Annotated in this window: 15 protein-coding genes; 13 read left to right on the forward strand and 2 right to left on the reverse strand. The window is 39.5% G+C overall.

Features of this window, described 5'->3' with window-relative positions; all coding sequences use genetic code 11:
• Positions 1-27 precede the first annotated feature (27 nt).
• Entirely contained in the window at positions 28-1,761 is a 1,734-nt protein-coding gene (locus DYI25_RS15100; RefSeq protein WP_213370341.1) for a glucosaminidase domain-containing protein, read from the forward strand.
• Positions 1,762-1,944: 183 nt separating this feature from the next.
• Here DYI25_RS15100 and DYI25_RS22800 read toward each other — a convergent pair whose 3' ends face one another.
• A complete protein-coding gene (locus tag DYI25_RS22800) occupies positions 1,945-2,085 on the reverse strand; it encodes a hypothetical protein (RefSeq protein WP_425374532.1) in 141 nt (46 codons plus the stop codon).
• A 184-nt stretch (positions 2,086-2,269) separates the two neighbouring features.
• Here DYI25_RS22800 and DYI25_RS15110 point away from each other — a divergent pair, with 184 nt between their 5' ends.
• The gene (locus DYI25_RS15110) at positions 2,270-4,321 is read left to right on the forward strand and encodes an LTA synthase family protein (RefSeq protein WP_213370345.1); all 2,052 of its coding nucleotides are present in this window, start codon (positions 2,270-2,272) and stop codon (positions 4,319-4,321) included.
• Between the two features lie 167 nt (positions 4,322-4,488).
• Here DYI25_RS15110 and DYI25_RS15115 read toward each other — a convergent pair whose 3' ends face one another.
• Complete coding sequence (locus DYI25_RS15115) at positions 4,489-5,502, reverse strand: LCP family protein (RefSeq protein ID WP_213370347.1); 1,014 nt, start codon at positions 5,500-5,502, stop codon at positions 4,489-4,491.
• A 400-nt stretch (positions 5,503-5,902) separates the two neighbouring features.
• Here DYI25_RS15115 and DYI25_RS15120 point away from each other — a divergent pair, with 400 nt between their 5' ends.
• From DYI25_RS15120 to DYI25_RS15170, 11 genes are all read left to right on the forward strand, one after another.
• Positions 5,903-6,688, forward strand: coding sequence for a glycosyltransferase family 2 protein (locus DYI25_RS15120; RefSeq protein WP_213370349.1), 786 nt, complete (start codon positions 5,903-5,905; stop codon positions 6,686-6,688).
• 66 nt (positions 6,689-6,754) lie between these two features.
• Positions 6,755-8,131 (forward strand): O-antigen ligase family protein, encoded by a 1,377-nt coding sequence (locus DYI25_RS15125; RefSeq protein WP_213370351.1) that lies wholly within the window; start codon positions 6,755-6,757, stop codon positions 8,129-8,131.
• Positions 8,128-8,985: a glycosyltransferase gene (locus tag DYI25_RS15130; protein WP_213370354.1), complete on the forward strand. Its 858-nt coding sequence runs from the start codon at positions 8,128-8,130 to the stop codon at positions 8,983-8,985. Before DYI25_RS15125 ends, DYI25_RS15130 begins: the two co-directional genes overlap by 4 nt.
• A complete protein-coding gene (locus DYI25_RS15135; RefSeq protein WP_213370356.1) occupies positions 8,982-9,689 on the forward strand; it encodes a glycosyltransferase family 2 protein in 708 nt (235 codons plus the stop codon). Before DYI25_RS15130 ends, DYI25_RS15135 begins: the two co-directional genes overlap by 4 nt.
• A 149-nt stretch (positions 9,690-9,838) precedes the next feature.
• Entirely contained in the window at positions 9,839-10,711 is an 873-nt protein-coding gene (rfbA, locus tag DYI25_RS15140; protein WP_213370358.1) for a glucose-1-phosphate thymidylyltransferase RfbA, read from the forward strand.
• Positions 10,712-10,731: 20 nt separating this feature from the next.
• Positions 10,732-11,292, forward strand: coding sequence for a dTDP-4-dehydrorhamnose 3,5-epimerase (gene rfbC / locus DYI25_RS15145; RefSeq protein ID WP_213370360.1), 561 nt, complete (start codon positions 10,732-10,734; stop codon positions 11,290-11,292).
• Positions 11,293-11,302: 10 nt separating this feature from the next.
• Positions 11,303-12,328, forward strand: coding sequence for a dTDP-glucose 4,6-dehydratase (gene rfbB, locus DYI25_RS15150; protein ID WP_213370363.1), 1,026 nt, complete (start codon positions 11,303-11,305; stop codon positions 12,326-12,328).
• Positions 12,329-13,177, forward strand: a complete 849-nt coding sequence (gene rfbD / locus DYI25_RS15155; protein ID WP_213370364.1) for a dTDP-4-dehydrorhamnose reductase — start codon at positions 12,329-12,331, stop codon at positions 13,175-13,177. It abuts the gene before it with no gap.
• A 155-nt stretch (positions 13,178-13,332) separates the two neighbouring features.
• Positions 13,333-14,079, forward strand: coding sequence for a LicD family protein (locus DYI25_RS15160; RefSeq protein ID WP_213370365.1), 747 nt, complete (start codon positions 13,333-13,335; stop codon positions 14,077-14,079).
• Positions 14,080-14,167: 88 nt separating this feature from the next.
• A complete protein-coding gene (locus tag DYI25_RS15165; RefSeq protein WP_213370367.1) occupies positions 14,168-15,619 on the forward strand; it encodes an oligosaccharide flippase family protein in 1,452 nt (483 codons plus the stop codon).
• Between the two features lie 641 nt (positions 15,620-16,260).
• Positions 16,261-17,361 carry a glycosyltransferase family 4 protein gene (locus DYI25_RS15170; protein WP_213370369.1) on the forward strand — a complete coding sequence of 367 codons (1,101 nt, stop codon included), beginning with the start codon at positions 16,261-16,263 and terminating at the stop codon, positions 17,359-17,361.
• Positions 17,362-17,569 lie beyond the last annotated feature (208 nt).

Genomic DNA, 17,569 nt, shown 5'->3' on the forward strand with positions numbered 1-17,569 from the left:
AGAGATTAATATAGGGAGAGGGTATAGTTGAAGGGGAAATTGTTTAATAGCCTTGCTGCTGGTGTATTGACTTTCACTTTGTTTAGTACTTCGGTACTCGCGGAAACGACAATCAATAAAACAAAGGATCCAGCTGTTGGGGGAATCAATCAGATTGAAGACAGCTTGATGGTAAATCAAAAGATTGAAATACAAAATGTCGAGGTGCCAACATCAGAGGATTCGCGCCTGGTCATTTCAGTAGAGCTCCCTTTATATAAAAGCTATGAAGGATTGAGCGATTATGAAAAGCATAATGACCCAGAGCTTGGTAAAACCGGGCAGCATTTAGGATATGGTGATACAGTAATTATCCTTGAGGAACAGCGTCTTGGAGCTAAAGTTAAAACAACTGATGGAAGTAAAGAAGGCTGGGTACATAAGGATTATCTTAGTATCAATCTAGATCAGACATGGCTTTTAAAAGAATGGAGAAATCTGCGCCAGGGGCCAAGTACTGTCTACCCACAAGTTATGATTGACGGTGTACCGGCAAAAATCCCAGACGGGTCAATTGTTTTAGTATTGCAATATGAAGCTAGCACGAACTTTTATAAGGTAAGGACGGATACTGGTCTTGAGGGCTGGGTTTATGGTTTATATATCGACTCTGAAAGCAATCAGATGACAGATGAAGGTAAGAATATCATTCAATATGAAGTAGATAAAGTTGGAACTGTAACTAACCAGGTTACTTTATTTACGCCGTTGAATACGATTGCAAATGTTACTGCCGGAGAGATTGATAATTTTATAGCAAGTAAAACATATGGGGAACAAAGACTTATTACTGGTATGGGTTCAGCTTATATAGAAGCTCAAAATGTCAGTGGACTGAATGCATTTTATTTAGTTGCTCATTCTGCAGTGGAAACAGGATGGGGGAGATCTGATATAGTCAAAGGTAAATATAATTTTTATGGTATTGGTGCAATAGACGAAAGTCCGTATCAAAGTGCATATGATTTTAGCAGCCCTAAAAATGGTATTATTGCCGGTGCAATTTGGATTAACAACAACTATGTTGAGTCGGCTTATCCTTATTACCAGCCTACTTTGGATAACATGAGAAACAATGGGAATTTCCATCAATACGCAACTGATGAAGCATGGGCAGTTAAAATTGCCTCTATCGCGAAAGAGTTCTATCTTTATAGTGGCAATAAACCGTTGAAGACAGGCTGGTATACGGAGGGCTCAAAGAAGTATTACTTTGATTCGACCGGACGGATGAAAACGGGCTGGCTGGATTTATCGGGGAAAAAATACTTTTTTGAATTGAATGGTTACATGAAAACGGGCTGGCTGCTGAACCAGAATAAGTGGTACTACTTCAATTCCGATGGTCCTATGCGTTCGAATGCCTGGGTGCTTTATGGCGGTAAATGGTATTATCTAGGCCCTGACGGCGTAATGAAAACCGGCTGGATATTATACGGAGGCAAATGGTACTACCTTGACAAAGATGGAGCAATGCTTGAAAACAAATGGGTCCATTACAAAGGCGAATGGTATTACATGGGTGCAGACGGCATCATGAAAACTAGCTGGCTTAAGTACGGAGGCAAGTGGTATCTCCTTGATAAGTCTGGTGTCATGTTTGACTCTGGCTGGAAACTGGTCAATAATAAATGGTATTATTTCTACTCGAGCGGCATCATGGCACAGAGTACCATCATTAATGGTTACCGAATTGGTGCCGATGGAGCATGGATTCGATAAAAAATAGGACTCACATTTGTGAGTCCTATTTTATTTGTAACCATCATGTCTTCAATGAATTTTGACTAATCTCAGTAAAGGTTATCGGCTGGGTTTCCATTCGCCATTTCTGGCGAAGAAATACTCACTTCCATTAATTGTGAGTTCATTTATTGCCATTGATTCATCTGTTCTTAAGTAATGCTATTTATTACTTTCTTTATGCCAGCAGGATTTCATTGTTCCGTCCTTGTTCAGGTAGTACCATTTACTGTTCCAAAGAATCCATCCGGTTTGCATTTCTCCTTCATGATTCAAAAAGTACCGGCGATTTTGATATAGCAGCCATCCTGGATAGGGTTTCCATTAACATCGTAAGGAATAGAAGTTATTTTATTTCTGAGCAGAGCAAGATATATTTTTGATATAATAATAGAATGCAGTATTAATTTCATACGCTCAAAATTAAGGGAAGCAGTCTATCGCTGAACGTGAACTTTGCGATTAAAGGGAGGATATACCGATTACAATGATTAGAAAGTGGACACCAATTGTTTTACTGAATGGCCTGCTGGCTTTTTTATTTGTGGCGTTATTCAAATTTGTCATTCGCTCATACAGCACAGCAGAATTTATTTTATGGACTGAAGAATACTCGAAAAAATTCGTCCTATATTTATTTATATTTTTTATTGCCTTTCTTTTGACCAGCCGCTGGCAACTGAAGGCTTATGATTATTTGAAAGAACAGAAACCATGGATTTTGTCTGTTTTAAATTTACTGATTGTTTTCATTATTTCTTTCTCTTTAGCAGCGGTCATTAATCTTTATTTCCAATACTCTCAAATATTACATAATAAAGAATTAACGTTGCAGTGGATTGAAACAAAACAGTCTGTATTTTTTGCTGGTCTGCTCTTTTTGTTTTTCCTTTATATCCTCATCTATGCGATTATCGGAAACATATATTTGAGCACCGCACTGACCACGGTTGTTTTGGCCCTGATGGGGTATGCGCATTACAGCAAGATGAGTTTAAGGGTTGAGCCTCTTTACCCTAATGACTTCAAACAATTCAGCCATTTGGATGAAGTTATTCCTATGGTTGTCGGCACTTTTTCTCCTATTTATATTTTTGTATTCCTTATGCTTATTTTCGGCATTTGGGCTTCGGTTAAATTTTTGCCGGCAATCAAAATCCCGAAGGTATGGAGAGTGATCCTTGCAATAAGTTCGGCAATCCTTGTCTTTACGTTTGCAAACTTCCAGGATAACTTCTGGAAATCGTATATGGAAAAATCAGATGTCGTAATCAGTACTTGGAATCCGATCAACACCTATAATGACAATGGTTTTATTATCGGCTTCCTATCTAATTTTAAAACGGTGACGGTTGAAAAGCCGAAAGGCTATTCAAAGGAAAAAGTCCTGGAAATCGCAAAAAGATATACCGAGTCTCCTAATACAAAGGATGTCCCGGACAATCAAAGGCCAAATGTTGTCTTCCTGATGAATGAAGCATTCTGGGATCCGACAAGGCTTGGCAAAGCTGAATTCAGCGAAGACCCTGTGAAGAATTACCGGGAATTGATGACGCAGTATCCTTCAGGAAACATCCTGTCTGCAGCGTTCGGCGGGGCAACAGCTAACATCGAATTTGAGGCCTTGACAGGATTCAACACAACTTTTTTAACCGCAGGAATCATTCCATACCAGGAAATCGTCGACAATAAATCATTCATTCCCACCATTGTCAGCAGTTTGGAAGTCAAGGGGTATAAGTCTCTTGCGATCCATCCGTATAATAAAGCTTTTTATAAGAGAAGCCGTGTATATGAGACATTTGGTATCGATAAGTTTTTGGATATGGAAACAATGAAAAACAATGAGACTTCAGGCCCTATGATATCAGATGAGTCCGTTTCAAATGAAATCGCGGACCATATTGTTAATAGCAAAGAACCGATGTTCATCCATGCTGTCACGATGCAGAACCATTTACCATACAATCCAGGCCGATATGAAGAAAACACTGTGAAAATTTCTGGCCTGACCGAAGAATCCACTTCGCCTCTTGAAGTTTATACAGAAGGTGTCAAGCAGGCGGATGAAGCATTAAGGCATTTGATTGAGAGAGTCGAAGAGCTGGAGGAGCCAACAATTATCGTATTTTGGGGTGACCATTTGCCGGTTCTGGGAGCCAGCAGATCGGTTTATAAAGAATCAGGCTTTGCCGATGCAAAAAATGAGGAGGAGTACGAGCGGAAATTCTCGGAAACACCATTATTGATTTATTCGACATCAGATCCCGGAAATAAAGACCTAGGCACAATCAGTCCAGCTTATTTAGGACCATTTGTCTTTGATTTGGGCAATCTCGATGCCCCGCCCTTCTATGATTTCTTAAAAGAAGTGCAGTCAGAGATACCAGCATTCAAACATGCAGTTAAAATTGGCAAGGACCAGGAGATCCTGAAAGAATTAAATGAAAAACAAAAAAGTTTATTGAACGATTATCAAATGATCCAATACGACTTGCTTGTAGGCAAACAGTACAGTAAATCACTGTTGTTCAATTAGTTTCTTTGCTTGGAGAGTATGAATTGGAAACCTAGCAATATTATCGCTCTGTGTGCCAAAGGACAGCAAAAAATGAAGATAACATTCTTTAATTAATGTTTGAAAGGGAATCAAAAAGGGAAGCAGCTATATAGCTGCTTCCCTTTTTGATATTTTAATAGACTTGATCATGAATTGTAATCTGTATCGGATGTAGAGACGGTTGACGGAGATAAGTCAAGGTGTTGCCTTAGTTTGTTGGAAAGCTCCTGTCTTGTTTCATCGTTAACAATAAAGTACCAGCTCGTAAGGCCTGAGCCATTGTCCAGATTATCGCCTTCACCCTCAATTTCGAGCTTTTCGATGGAAGCAGCGGCTTTTTTATACTTGGCCTGAATTCCGATCATATCATCCAATGTTAAGTTTGTCTTAATGTTATCCTGCAATGCTTCAAGAATGTCGTTATAATTTGTCAGCGACGAGAGTGATGCACCTTTATCGATTACTTTAGAAATAACTTCACGTTGTCTTTCCTGGCGTCCGAAATCTCCTCGAGGATCCTGTTTTCGCATCCGTGCATACATCAGAGCTTCTTCACCGTTCAAGTGATGGCTGCCTTCTTCCAGATAAACACCGTCAAGTTCGAAGGCGTACTTGTTATATACATCGATTCCGTCTACTGCGTCGACAATATCCTTAAAACCTTCCATGCTGACTTCTACATAATAATCTATCGGTATATTAAGGAAATATTCAACTGAGTCAATCGTCATTTCAATACCGCCAATAGCGTATGCATGGTTCATTTTGTCATAACGGAGCCTATCTGGATCGTCACTGTAAACTATTTTAGACCGGGTATCCCTTGGGATGCTTACGATTTTTGTTGATTTAGTTTCAGGGTTAACAGTGAGAACCAGCATCGAGTCTGTTCTTCCAGCATCACCATCACGTTCATCTACGCCAACCAAAAGGAGTGAAATCGGATCTTTACGATCGAATTCAACTTTCGTTTCCCGTTTTTTCGACTTTTCCCGGGAAATTGGATTATGCATTTTGTCGATTGCACTTGCAACATCGCTGTATATATTGTAAACATATAATCCTGCTCCCACGCTAATAATAAAGAAGAATAAAAGAGCGAAGCGGACAATTCTTTTACGCTTGTTTTTTCTAACATTGCGGCGTGTTCTATTATTCACGAAAAACCCCTTCTTTTCTTTGAATGAGGATAGAAATTAATCTATCCATAAAGAAAATTATAATCCTCATGGTAGATAATATCAACCACAAATCTGGAAATGGGAAAGTTAAAGTACAAAATCCGACAAGTTGATGTTATAATTATTTTTTGTAAATAAAGGCTGTTTTTGTATTTGTTGTTGAATTACAAATAAGTCCTTCCATTTCGCATTCTTCTAGGCATCCAGGCACCAATTAGGTAATTAAATGCGTTACTTTTGACCGTGAATACAACAAAATTTACGAAAAGAGCATAAACAAGTAGTTTTCCGTTTGTAGAGGGTATAAGACAGAGACTGACCAAGATATCAATCTTCATAAATCCTGGCCATGACCAAATAAGAAAGAAGTGAAAAGATTATGTCACAACCAATCGTTGCAATTAGCATCGTTACTTATAATAGTAAACACATCTTCAACGTCCTCGACCATTTGAAGGAAGAATTCAAGGATGATGACCGTTTCCGCTTCGTTATTTTTGATAATGACTCTACCGAAGAATATAAGCAGCAACTGAAAAAGTATGAGGATTTTGCCGATATTACTTTTCACCATGAGAACAATGGTTTTGGATTCGGGCACAACCAAAATCTTCTGAATGCCAATGAAAGGTACTTCCTGATCTTCAATCCGGACATCATCCTGAAAAAAGACGACCTTTTAAGGATGATCGAAAAAGCGGAAAAAGATCCGGATATTGCTCTATTGGTTCCAAAAGTCCTGAATCCAGATGGGACAACGCAGCATTTAATAAGAAACCAATTATCTGTATTCGACTATGCTTTGAGGTTTATTCCTTTCAAATTTGTAAAGAAGATGTTCAGTAAACGTCTTGCTGCATATGAAATGAGGGATTTGCCGGATGACCGTGATGTAGACGTAAGGATAGGTTCCGGATGCTTCATGCTTGTAAAAGGACAGGAGTACAAAGAAGTAAACGGATTCGATGATCGTTATTTTATGTATTTTGAGGACTATGACCTTTGTCTCGAACTAGGCAAAAGAGGGAAGAGAGTGGTATACACACCTTTTTCGCAAGTAGTTCATTATTATGAAAGAGGAGCACATAAGAACTCAAAGTTGTTTAAAATTTTCATGCAGTCGATGGGCAAGTTCTTCAATAAATGGGGATGGCGCTTGTTTTAAAGCCCTTATCTCAAGGTGGACTGCAATAGCTTTAGGATTTGCATCTAATCAGGGAGAGAAATACACATGACTAAGTTTGAGAAAATATTGCTTACTGTATTTTTTGTGGAATTATTCATTGGGGGCGGAGGAAGGCTGATTGACTTTGGAGTCTTATCAATTCGCCAGGTTTTATTCCTGCTTCTGATCGTCACATTTATGTTTCGGATCGTAAAAAATAAGGCGTTCTTAAATAAGGAAATGAATACATTCATCAGGATGAACCCAATTACTTTGGGCATTTACATATTGATTTTATGGTTTTTCGTGAGCGTGATCATCGGATACCTGAATGGCCATGCATTGTCTGTTATTGTCACGGATTTCTTTAGAGTATCCTTCTTTGCTGTTTACTTCCCGCTCGCTTACTATATTTCTGATGAAAGATTTTCAAAGAATAGAATCATTACGCTTTTAAAATATAGTGCATTGATTGTTGCGTTATTTACGATTACTGTTTCAGTTTTGGGGAAAACAGTATTCAGCAGTTCTTTTGACAATTTTTATTATTTCATGAACTGGCTGATGAATGATGATCTTTATTTCCGACCAAGTGCAAGCGTCTTTTATAAGAGCCATCTTTTTGTTCTTATTGGTTTGATTTTATCCTTGAATGCCGTCCTGGATAAAAAATATACAAAAGTAGATATAGCCAATATCATTTTCTGTTCCATTTCAATACTTTGGTCTGAGACTAGAGGGTTCCTGCTGGCGTTCGTTTTAAGTGTGTTCATGATAATCCTTTTGGATGCCAAGGTACTGACTGATCCGATTAAAGGATTGGCAAAAAAGGGGGCATATCTGCTTAAATCAAGATATTTTTTGAAAAAGTTCATCATTCTTGTACTGGTTGCTTCATCCGTTCCATTACTTTATAACAATATGACGTTGGACAGATTTGAATCAGAAGTGGTCGAAGAGCAGCCAGGAGATGAAATAGCTGAGGATGGAGAGAAGGGGAATTCTGGAGGTAGGAAGAATACAGAGACAGAAGTTAACGATGTGAGTGTAAATACGAGACTGGAGTTCATTATCGATTCCAAGGATATCATCCTTGCCAGTCCGGCAAATCTTGTCGTTGGCACTGGCTACGGGACAGAGATCGCAGGCAGGGTCACTGGCCTGGAAATGAGCTTCCTTGACATTCTTGTTGAACAAGGCCTCATTGGTCTTGCTGTGTGGGCATTTTTATTTTTAATCGTATTTTATAACTATTATAAAGCCTATAAACGGGGAGCTAAATTAAGTATTCTTGAAATATCATTGCTTTCAGCATTCATGGGTCTATTATTGCTGACGAATATCAACCCATTCATCAACAACCCGATTGGAATCAGCTTTTTCATAATCCTGCTCGTTTTATCGCAAAATAAAAAAGATTCCTGGTCAAAGGAGATTAAATGATGAAAATAACGGCAGTCGTTGTTTTTTACAAGCAAGAGATCGAAAGGTCCAAAACCTTTGCAAGCTTGAAAGACACACTAAAAAGCCGGACTGAATCACCAGCTGAACTGGAAGTTATTTTATATGATAATGGCCCTGATAAGCAGGATTTTGAAGCAGGAAGGTATTGGGGCGCGAACTTTACCTATATCCATGATCCAAGAAATCTTGGCATAGCTACCGCATACAATTTTGCCTGGGCTCAGGCAGGAGAAAACGGAAGTGAGTGGCTCCTGCTGCTTGATCATGACACGGAACTGACAGACGAGTATTTCGATCATATTTTAAGACTGGGATCACCCATAGATTCAGTTGCTGCCATTGTGCCGCAAATTAAAAGTAACGGTGTTGGGATTTCCCCTGTCTTCAGCAGCCAATTACGGCCGCTGCAGGGAGAGAGGCCAGGAACTGGTTTGCAGGAAACACCGGTTATGGCCATTAATTCAGGTGCTTTAATCAAGTTGTCTTTCTTGAATGAAATCGGCGGATTTAATAATGGCTTTGCATTGGATTATCTGGACCACTGGCTTTTTAATGAAGTGTATAAGCGAGGTCAGAAAGTTTGGGTCATGGATGTTATTTTAGAGCATGATTTATCCGTTATGGATTATAGCCAGGTATCCATCAATCGATATCAGAGCATTCTTGATTCGGAAATCCGTTTTTATAAAGAGCATAAACCTGAACTTTACCGGCCTTATAAAATGCAGCTTGCTAAGCGTTTCCTGAAGCAGCTTTTGCTGGTAAGAAATAAACAAATTGCAGGATATACCTTCAAAAGGCTAATTTCCATGGAGAAGGGGCATTCAAAATGATGTTATCTGTTTGCATGGCAACATATAATGGAGCGGAATTTGTTGTTCGCCAGCTGAATTCAGTGCTATCCCAGCTGAGTGAAAACGACGAGGTAGTGGTTGTTGATGATGGTTCAAAGGACCGTACTGTTGATTTGATTCGTGAAACATACGGGAATAGGGTGCAAGTCCATGTGAATCCTGAAAACCTTGGAGTTATTAAAAGTTTTGAAAAAGCGATTTCCCTTGCAAAAGGTGAAGTCATTTTCCTGTGTGACCAGGATGATGAATGGGAAAGTGATAAAGTCGAAAAAGTCCTCGCAGCTTTTCGGCAATCTGATGCCTCTGTCGTTGTCCATGATGCCTCGGTTGTGGACGGTAAAGGGGAACTGATACATAAATCTTGGAACAGTTATAATGGAAATGTGATAAGCCAGGGCATAATAGGCAATATCATCAAGAATGCATTCACCGGCTGCATGATGGCTTTCAAGAAGGAAATGGTTCCATTTTTCACTCCTTTCCCAAAGTCGATTGAAATGCATGACCAATGGATCGCACTGGTTGCGAAGTTGCGAAAAGAAAAGATTGTCTACATTGACGAACCATTAATGAAATATTATCGTCATGGCGGGAATGTTACGGGTATGAAGAAAAGACCTGTGACAGCCCAGATAAAAGGCAGGCTTGGAACAATGTCGGCGATCATGAATTACAAGAAATAGATTAAGATTAGAGACATAGTTTTAAAACTAAATTATATTTTTATTACAAAAATTGAACTTTTTGGATTTTATATAATACTTTCCTTATAATAGGGAAGGGTTCGAGTGAATGAACAGTTATTAACTAACAATTTAAGAGGAGTGAGCTTATGAAAGGCATTATTCTCGCAGGTGGAAGCGGAACAAGGTTATATCCATTGACGAAAGTAGTTTCTAAACAACTATTGCCCGTATACGATAAGCCGATGATTTACTATCCACTATCAGTGCTCATGTTAGCAGGCATTAAAGATATTTTAATTATCTCTACTCCTGAGGATATCGGCAGGTTTGAACAAATCCTTGGAGATGGTTCTGATTTGGGATTGAACTTCAGCTATAAAGTCCAGCCTCATCCAGGCGGACTGGCACAAGCCTTCATTCTCGGTGATGAGTTCATCGGTGATGATAATGTAGCACTTGTCCTTGGAGACAATATTTTTTATGGACACGGTCTTACAGATTTGCTGCGCAAGGCTGCTGCAAGGGAAACTGGCGCTACAGTCTTTGGTTACTATGTAAACGATCCGGAACGTTTCGGGGTAGTTGAATTTGATGAGGCAGGAAAAGCTGTATCTATAGAGGAAAAACCTGAAGTACCAAAATCGAATTATGCAGTTACGGGTCTTTACTTCTATGACAATCGTGTTGTCGAGATTGCCAAAGGGATCAAACCTTCTCCTCGTGGTGAGCTAGAAATCACGGACATTAACAAAGCTTATCTGGAAATGGGAGAATTGAATGTTGAATTGCTGGGTCGCGGCTATGCATGGCTTGATACAGGCACACATGCTTCCCTTCTTGAAGCATCACAATTTATTGAAACGGTTGAAAAACGCCAGACATTAAAGATTGCCTGCTTAGAGGAAATCGCATATAAAATGGGCTACATCTCTAAAGAAAAACTATTGGAATTAGCTCAGCCATTGAAGAAAAACCAATACGGCGAATACTTGATCAAAATCGCTAACCAAGGAAAGTAATCCTGGAAGAGGTGTTTTAGATGAATATTATTGATACTAAACTGCCGGATGTTAAAATCCTGGAACCTAAAGTGTTTGGTGACCATCGTGGTTATTTCATGGAAAGCTACAGCAAACAGCTTTTTAATGAGTTAGGTCTCGATTATGATTTCGTTCAGGACAACCAATCACTTTCTGCTCCTGTGGGAACATTAAGAGGACTGCATTTCCAATTGAACCCTAAGGCGCAAACCAAGCTAGTACGCTGTGTGACTGGAGCGATTTATGACGTCGCTGTTGATATCCGTAAGGGTTCACCAACTTATGGACAGTGGGTAGGCGTCATCCTGAGTGAGCATAACAAACGCCAGCTTCTTGTTCCTAAAGGTTTTGCACATGGTTTTTGCACGCTCGTACCAGATACAACTGTAGCATATAAGGTGGACGAATATTATTCTCCAGAAAACGATGGAGGAATTCTCTGGAATGACCCGGCACTCGGAATTGATTGGCCGACTTCTAGTCCCATTCTTTCTGAGAAGGATACGAAGCATCCAGTTTTAGCAGAAGCAGACCATTTAAATTTTGTTTATGAGAAATAGGAGGAAACATATGAAATTATTAGTTACTGGCGGCGCTGGCTTCATTGGCAGCAACTTTGTCCGCTATATGGTCAATAAATATCCTGAATACCAGATCGTGAACCTTGATTTGCTCACCTACGCTGGAAACCTTGAAAACTTAAAGGATATAGAGGACAAGCCCAATTATAAATTCGTAAAAGGCGATCTGGCAGACCGCGAATTTATCAATAACTTGTTCGAAGAAGAGAAGTTTGACTACGTCCTGAACTTTGCGGCTGAGTCACACGTTGACCGAAGCATCACTCATCCTGAGATTTTCATTCGTACAAACGTGGAAGGAACTCAGGTCCTGCTGGATGCTTCAAAGAAAATCGGTGTGAAGAAATACTTACAGGTTTCAACTGATGAAGTATACGGAACGCTTGGCGAAACGGGATACTTTACGGAAGAAACTCCATTGGCGGCAAATAGCCCTTATAGCGCTAGTAAAGCAGGAGCAGACCTGCTTGTCCGTGCCTACAACGAAACATTCGGACTGCCTGTGAACATCACTCGCTGCTCCAATAACTATGGCCCATATCATTTCCCTGAAAAACTGATTCCTTTAATGATCATCAATGCATTGCATGACAAGGAGCTTCCAGTGTATGGGGATGGGTTGAATGTTCGTGACTGGCTGCATGTTGAAGACCACTGCCAGGCGATCGACCTTGTTCTTCACAAAGGCCGCGACGGCGAGGTATACAATGTTGGCGGAAATAACGAACGCACAAATATTGATATCGTTAAAACGATACTGGCACAGCTTGGCAAGCCTGAATCTTTGATTAAGTATGTCAAAGACCGCCCAGGACACGACCGCCGTTATGCAATTGACGCAACGAAGCTTCGTGAAGAGCTTGGTTGGAAGCCAAAATATAATTTTGAAACAGGTATTGAACAAACAATTAAGTGGTATCTGGAAAACCAGGAGTGGTGGGAAAATATTATTTCAGGAGAATACCAGGAATATTTCCAATCACAATACGGTGACCGACTGAATGAGGTAGAGTAAATGAAAGTTGCAGTAACTGGTGCGGCAGGGCAGCTGGGAAAAGATGTTGTAATTGAACTGGAAAAACAGGGTTTTGAGGTGCTGGCACTGGACCGTGATGTCCTTGATATTACCGATGAGCAGGCGGTCTTGTCCTTTATGGAACAAAACAGGCCAGATTCCATCCTTCATTGTGCTGCCTATACGAATGTAGACGGAGCAGAGGAAGACGAACAGACTGCTTATAAAGTGAATGCCCTTGGTTCAGAGTATCTTGCAAAAGCAGCAGCAAAAATTGATGCGAAAATGCTTCAGGTCAGCACAGACTATGTGTTTGATGGATCTGCGACGGAACCTTATGGAACTGATCATCCAACCAAGCCTTTAGGTGCTTATGGAAGAACAAAGCTGGCAGGGGAAGAGTTTGTTCAGCAATACTTGGAAAAGTACTTTATCGTCAGGACTGCCTGGGTCTTTGGGGTACATGGCAATAATTTTGTCAAGACCATGATCCGCCTTGGTAAAGAGCGTGAGGAACTTGGAGTTGTTCATGACCAAGTTGGATCACCTACCTACACTGTCGATTTAGCCAGGTTCATGGTTGAACTGATGCAGAGTGAAAAATACGGTATATACCATGCTACAAATGAAGGGATCTGCAGCTGGTACGAGTTTGCGGTGGAAATTTTCAGGCAGGCTGAAATTGATGTAACAGTCAAACAGCTTACTACTGAACAGTTTCCTCGTCCAGCAGCACGACCAAAATATTCAGTTTTAAGTAAATCAAAAATCGAAGAGCAGGGCTTTACTCCGCTTCGTCACTGGAAGGAAGCACTCGCTGCTTACCTGGCAGAGTCGAACAAGCTTTAAGTAGAAAAGAACTGATATTTTATATCAGTTCTTTTTCATAATGCTCTATTATAATTAGGGAAGAATTTGGTACTATAGTAATTGGGACTGTGACGGCACTAATACGTTGGCCATTAATATAGTGAAATGCTCAAAAGGGTGGAGGGAGTACTGACATGAACGCGTTTATAGAAAAAATTAAATCTGTCCTCCGTAACAGGAAGATTTATCATAGCATGAAAGCGAACCCTTTGCTGGGCAAAGTAAATCAGCATTATAAAGATAAGATGACAGCAGGGAAACGGGAATCTGTCCAAAAATATGGGCTGGAAAGCCTGAATTTAATGAAACAGGCATTCAATGAGCATGGACGTGAATTCTGGCTGGATTACGGTACATTACTAGGTGCTGTTCGAGAAAAAGATTTTATTGGCCATGACTTTGATATTGATGTTGCTACCTTCTTTAATGGGAATGACGCTGCCAAAGATATTGAAAAGGCACTTATTAGTAAAGGCTTTAAGAAATCCCGCGAGTTTAAAATGGATGGGAAGCTTGTTGAAGAAACCTATCTTTATAAAGGTGTCAATTTGGATATTTTTTATTATTATCAGATCTTCGAAGGAAAAGCTTCTTGTTATTCGTTAGAGGAGGGTGAGAATACAATCTATGAAAATCACCCAAAATATACGAAAGTAACAGGCTTGTCAGTGAGGAGAATCGATTCTACCTTTACGGGAATCAAAATGATTGATTTTAAAGGCGGACAATTCCCTATTCCTGAATGCTATGATCAATACTTGAAGGACAACTATGGCCCTACCTATATGATCAAGGATGAAAATTGGGATTGGTCAACGATGGGGGTAGGCACATTGCCATATAAAGAAAATACAGAGGCCTTCCAGTTCAAGCAAGATTAAGTCTATTTTCCTGGACGCCATATAATATTTTCAAATTGAACAAGCTTGATGCCCATGTGGCGATGCTGTTTTATAAAGGACTTGTTTTATGAAAAAATCACTCTTTAAAAACATGCTTTATAAGATTCTGCTCAATGTTTTCAACTTAATCGTGCCAATATTGGTTGGAACATACGTAAACCGTGCACTTGGCGTCAGTTCGCTTGGGAAAGTGCAGTTTGCAGAGTCGATTTTTAATTACTTCTTCATCTTTGCTTCGTTTGGAGTCTACCAATACGGCCTAAGGGAAATGAGCCGTTTGAAAAACGACCGGGACAAGGTCAGCCAGCTGTTCACAAGCTTGTTTACCATCAGCTTTGTATCAGGAATAGCCGCCTTATTGTTCTATCTTTCATTCAGCTATTTAGGTTACAGCGATAAAAGTACGTTTCCGATTCTATTGATATTTGCATTCAATTTTATTGTTAATATTTTTTATGTCGAATGGGTCAATGAGGCAATGGAAAACTATGACTTCATTACCGTTAAAACAATTATTGTCAGAAGTATTTATGTTGTCTTGATTTTTATCATGGTCAACACGCCAGGGGATTATCACGAATACGCCATTCTGCTCGTATTCTCCATGTTCCTGAATAACATCGTCAGCTTTATTTATATAAAAAGGAAAATTAAATTTGACTTCCGGAATATATCCATAAGACAGCATATCAAGCCACTTTTCCTGGTGGTAATCTTCTCGAATGCAAATGTCTTATATACACAGCTGGATCGATTTATGCTTGGTCAGTATGTCAGTACTAAATATGTTTCATATTACGTGATTCCCCAGCAAATAATGGGGATTATAAACACGTTGCTGCTCAGCATCATCCAAGTTTCAATCCCACGACTTTCGAATATCCTCGGTGAAAATGATGATAAATCATATTTAACACTGTTGAATAATATCTCCAAGGCCTATTTCGCCTTTTTATTCCCGGCAGCAGTTGGGCTATACCTTCTTGCAGATGTCGGCGTATTCATTTACGGAGGAAGGGAGTTCATCGCAGCAGCACCTGTCCTGAGTGCATTTTCTTTTTACATGATTATCCTTGGAATTGATTTCATCCTTGCGAACCAGATCATCTATGTGAAAAAGAAAGAGCATGTCCTGGTAAGGCTGGTTTTTTTGTGTGGCTTCCTGAATCTGGGACTGAATGCACTTCTGCTTCAGTATGATTTGTTCACACCGGTCACCGCCATCCTCACGACGGCAGTATCCAACTTATTGTTGATCCTTCTGGAGTATGGTTACATAAGGCGCTATCTAAAAGTGGATTATCATTTGTTCGAGCTTGGCAAAATGAAATATTTTTTCATTGCGCTGCTGTTTATCCCGGTATCTTATCTGATTCGACAATACGTTTCCGGGCCAATCCCGCTATTCATTTCGATTGTTGGCATCAATTCGCTGCTATATGCGGGTATCCTTTTCATCACAAAGGATCAAGTTATGAAAATGTTTTTGGATAAGGTAAAGAGCAGGTTCAATAAATAATGCTGTTAGCGCATTGATTGTTGATTTTTGAACATGTACTTCTCTCTGAAATCCATAAGGTTTCTTTTTGAAGGACTGCTGAACTGAAATCGCATTAAATAGGTTGTGAAAGCTCCAAAGTTTACGAAAAAGAGCCATTAATAAAGGCTCTTTTCTCAAACTTTGTTGCTGTTGACTACAAAATAGGAGTGAATGAACTATTTTTCTTCTCAAAGCAGCCCCTTTTTATGAGAAAAGAGCATGCAAACATAATACCGAACCACAAAATAGCATTATATTACGTTAAAATCGGCATTAGGATTTTAACAACAATCTTTACGAAAACAGCCTTAATAAAAAACATTCAGGATTCGCTCCTGAATGTTTTTTTATGTAAATATGTCTTCTAGCAACTTAAAACAAAAAAATATTTCGGGGGCATTGAAACTTTTTGTGATTTATTCCGTCTAAAGTTGGGTAGCTTTAAAAGTATAATAGATTTATACTGAAGTCAGTTTATGTCGAAATAAAAAATATAATTTCAGAAAAAAAGTTTCATTGATTTTCTGTATATGCTATAATCTCAAAGGAATCAATATGGAATTTACCAAAACATTGGTTATAGGAATATACGTATCTATGATACTAGCATGGAGGGGCTTATGTTATACATTACATTAATAATCTGTTTCTTCGCAGCACTTCTCCTGACACCATTGGTTAAGAAGCTTGCGTTTGTTGTCGGAGCGACAGATCAACCAAATCAAAGAAAAGTCCATCAAAAAATAATGCCGCGTTTAGGCGGACTAGCAATATATCTAAGTTTCCTGATTGGAGTCCTGATCCTGCAGCCTGGTAAAAATTTTGACCTGGCCACGATGGTATCAAGTGAGAAGGTTCACTGGGCGTTCGTAATCGGAAGTTTATTCATCATCATTACAGGTGTAATGGATGATATTAAAGAGATTTCACCTAAGGTTAAACTGCTTGGACAAATTTTCGCTTCCTTTATTGTCGTATTGTTCGGTGACCTGAGTGTTGGAGTTATCAACCTGCCATTCGGCGGCCAAATCGATTTTGGCTATCTAAGCATTCCAATCACGATGATCTGGATCATCGGTATTACAAATGCAATCAACTTGATTGATGGATTGGATGGCCTGGCTGCTGGTGTTTCCACGATCGCATTATTCACGATTGCTGCAATGGCTTACTTTATGGGCAACCCGTATGTAATGGTAGTCGCCCTGATCGTAGCAGTTGCTTCAACTGGTTTTCTTGTATTCAATTTTCACCCAGCTAAAATCTTCATGGGTGATACTGGTGCATTATTCCTTGGATATATGATCGGTGTACTTTCATTATTGGGATTCAAGAACGTCACTTTCATCTCGTTAATCATTCCGATTATCATTTTGGGAGTGCCGATTTCTGATACTTTCTTTGCAATTATCAGGAGGCTCGTCAACAAGCAGCCGCTTTCGGCGCCTGACAAATCGCACTTGCATCACTGCTTGCTTCGCATCGGCTTCAGCCATAAGCAGACGGTATTGCTGATTTACGCTATGAGCGCATTGTTTGGCCTTGCAGCGTTTATCTTTTCCCAGGCAACCCTATGGGGCTCAATGATCATCATTGCTGCTCTACTGATTGTGATTGAAATTATTGTGGAAAAAATCGGGCTTGTTCGAGATGACTATAAACCATTGCTGAACTTTATAAAAAAAGGCATGAAACCAGCTAATGAAAAAGGCAGATATTAAAGCGAGATTGGGGAAAATGTTTCCCCGGTCTTTTTTTATGGAGATTTTCAGTATACCTGCAATCCTTTCACGTTGATTGACTTAAATCACCGGCAAGCCCTCAGTAATCTGCGATATTTAATCAAACACCGCCCAAAATTTGCCGCTGAATATTTATAACAATTACCAGCCAAAGATTGTTTTCCTTTTAGCTTAAAAGGACAGAATA

The organism is Mesobacillus boroniphilus (genome assembly GCF_018424685.1).
GTDB classification, from domain to species: Bacteria; Bacillota; Bacilli; order Bacillales; family Cytobacillaceae; genus Mesobacillus; species Mesobacillus boroniphilus_A.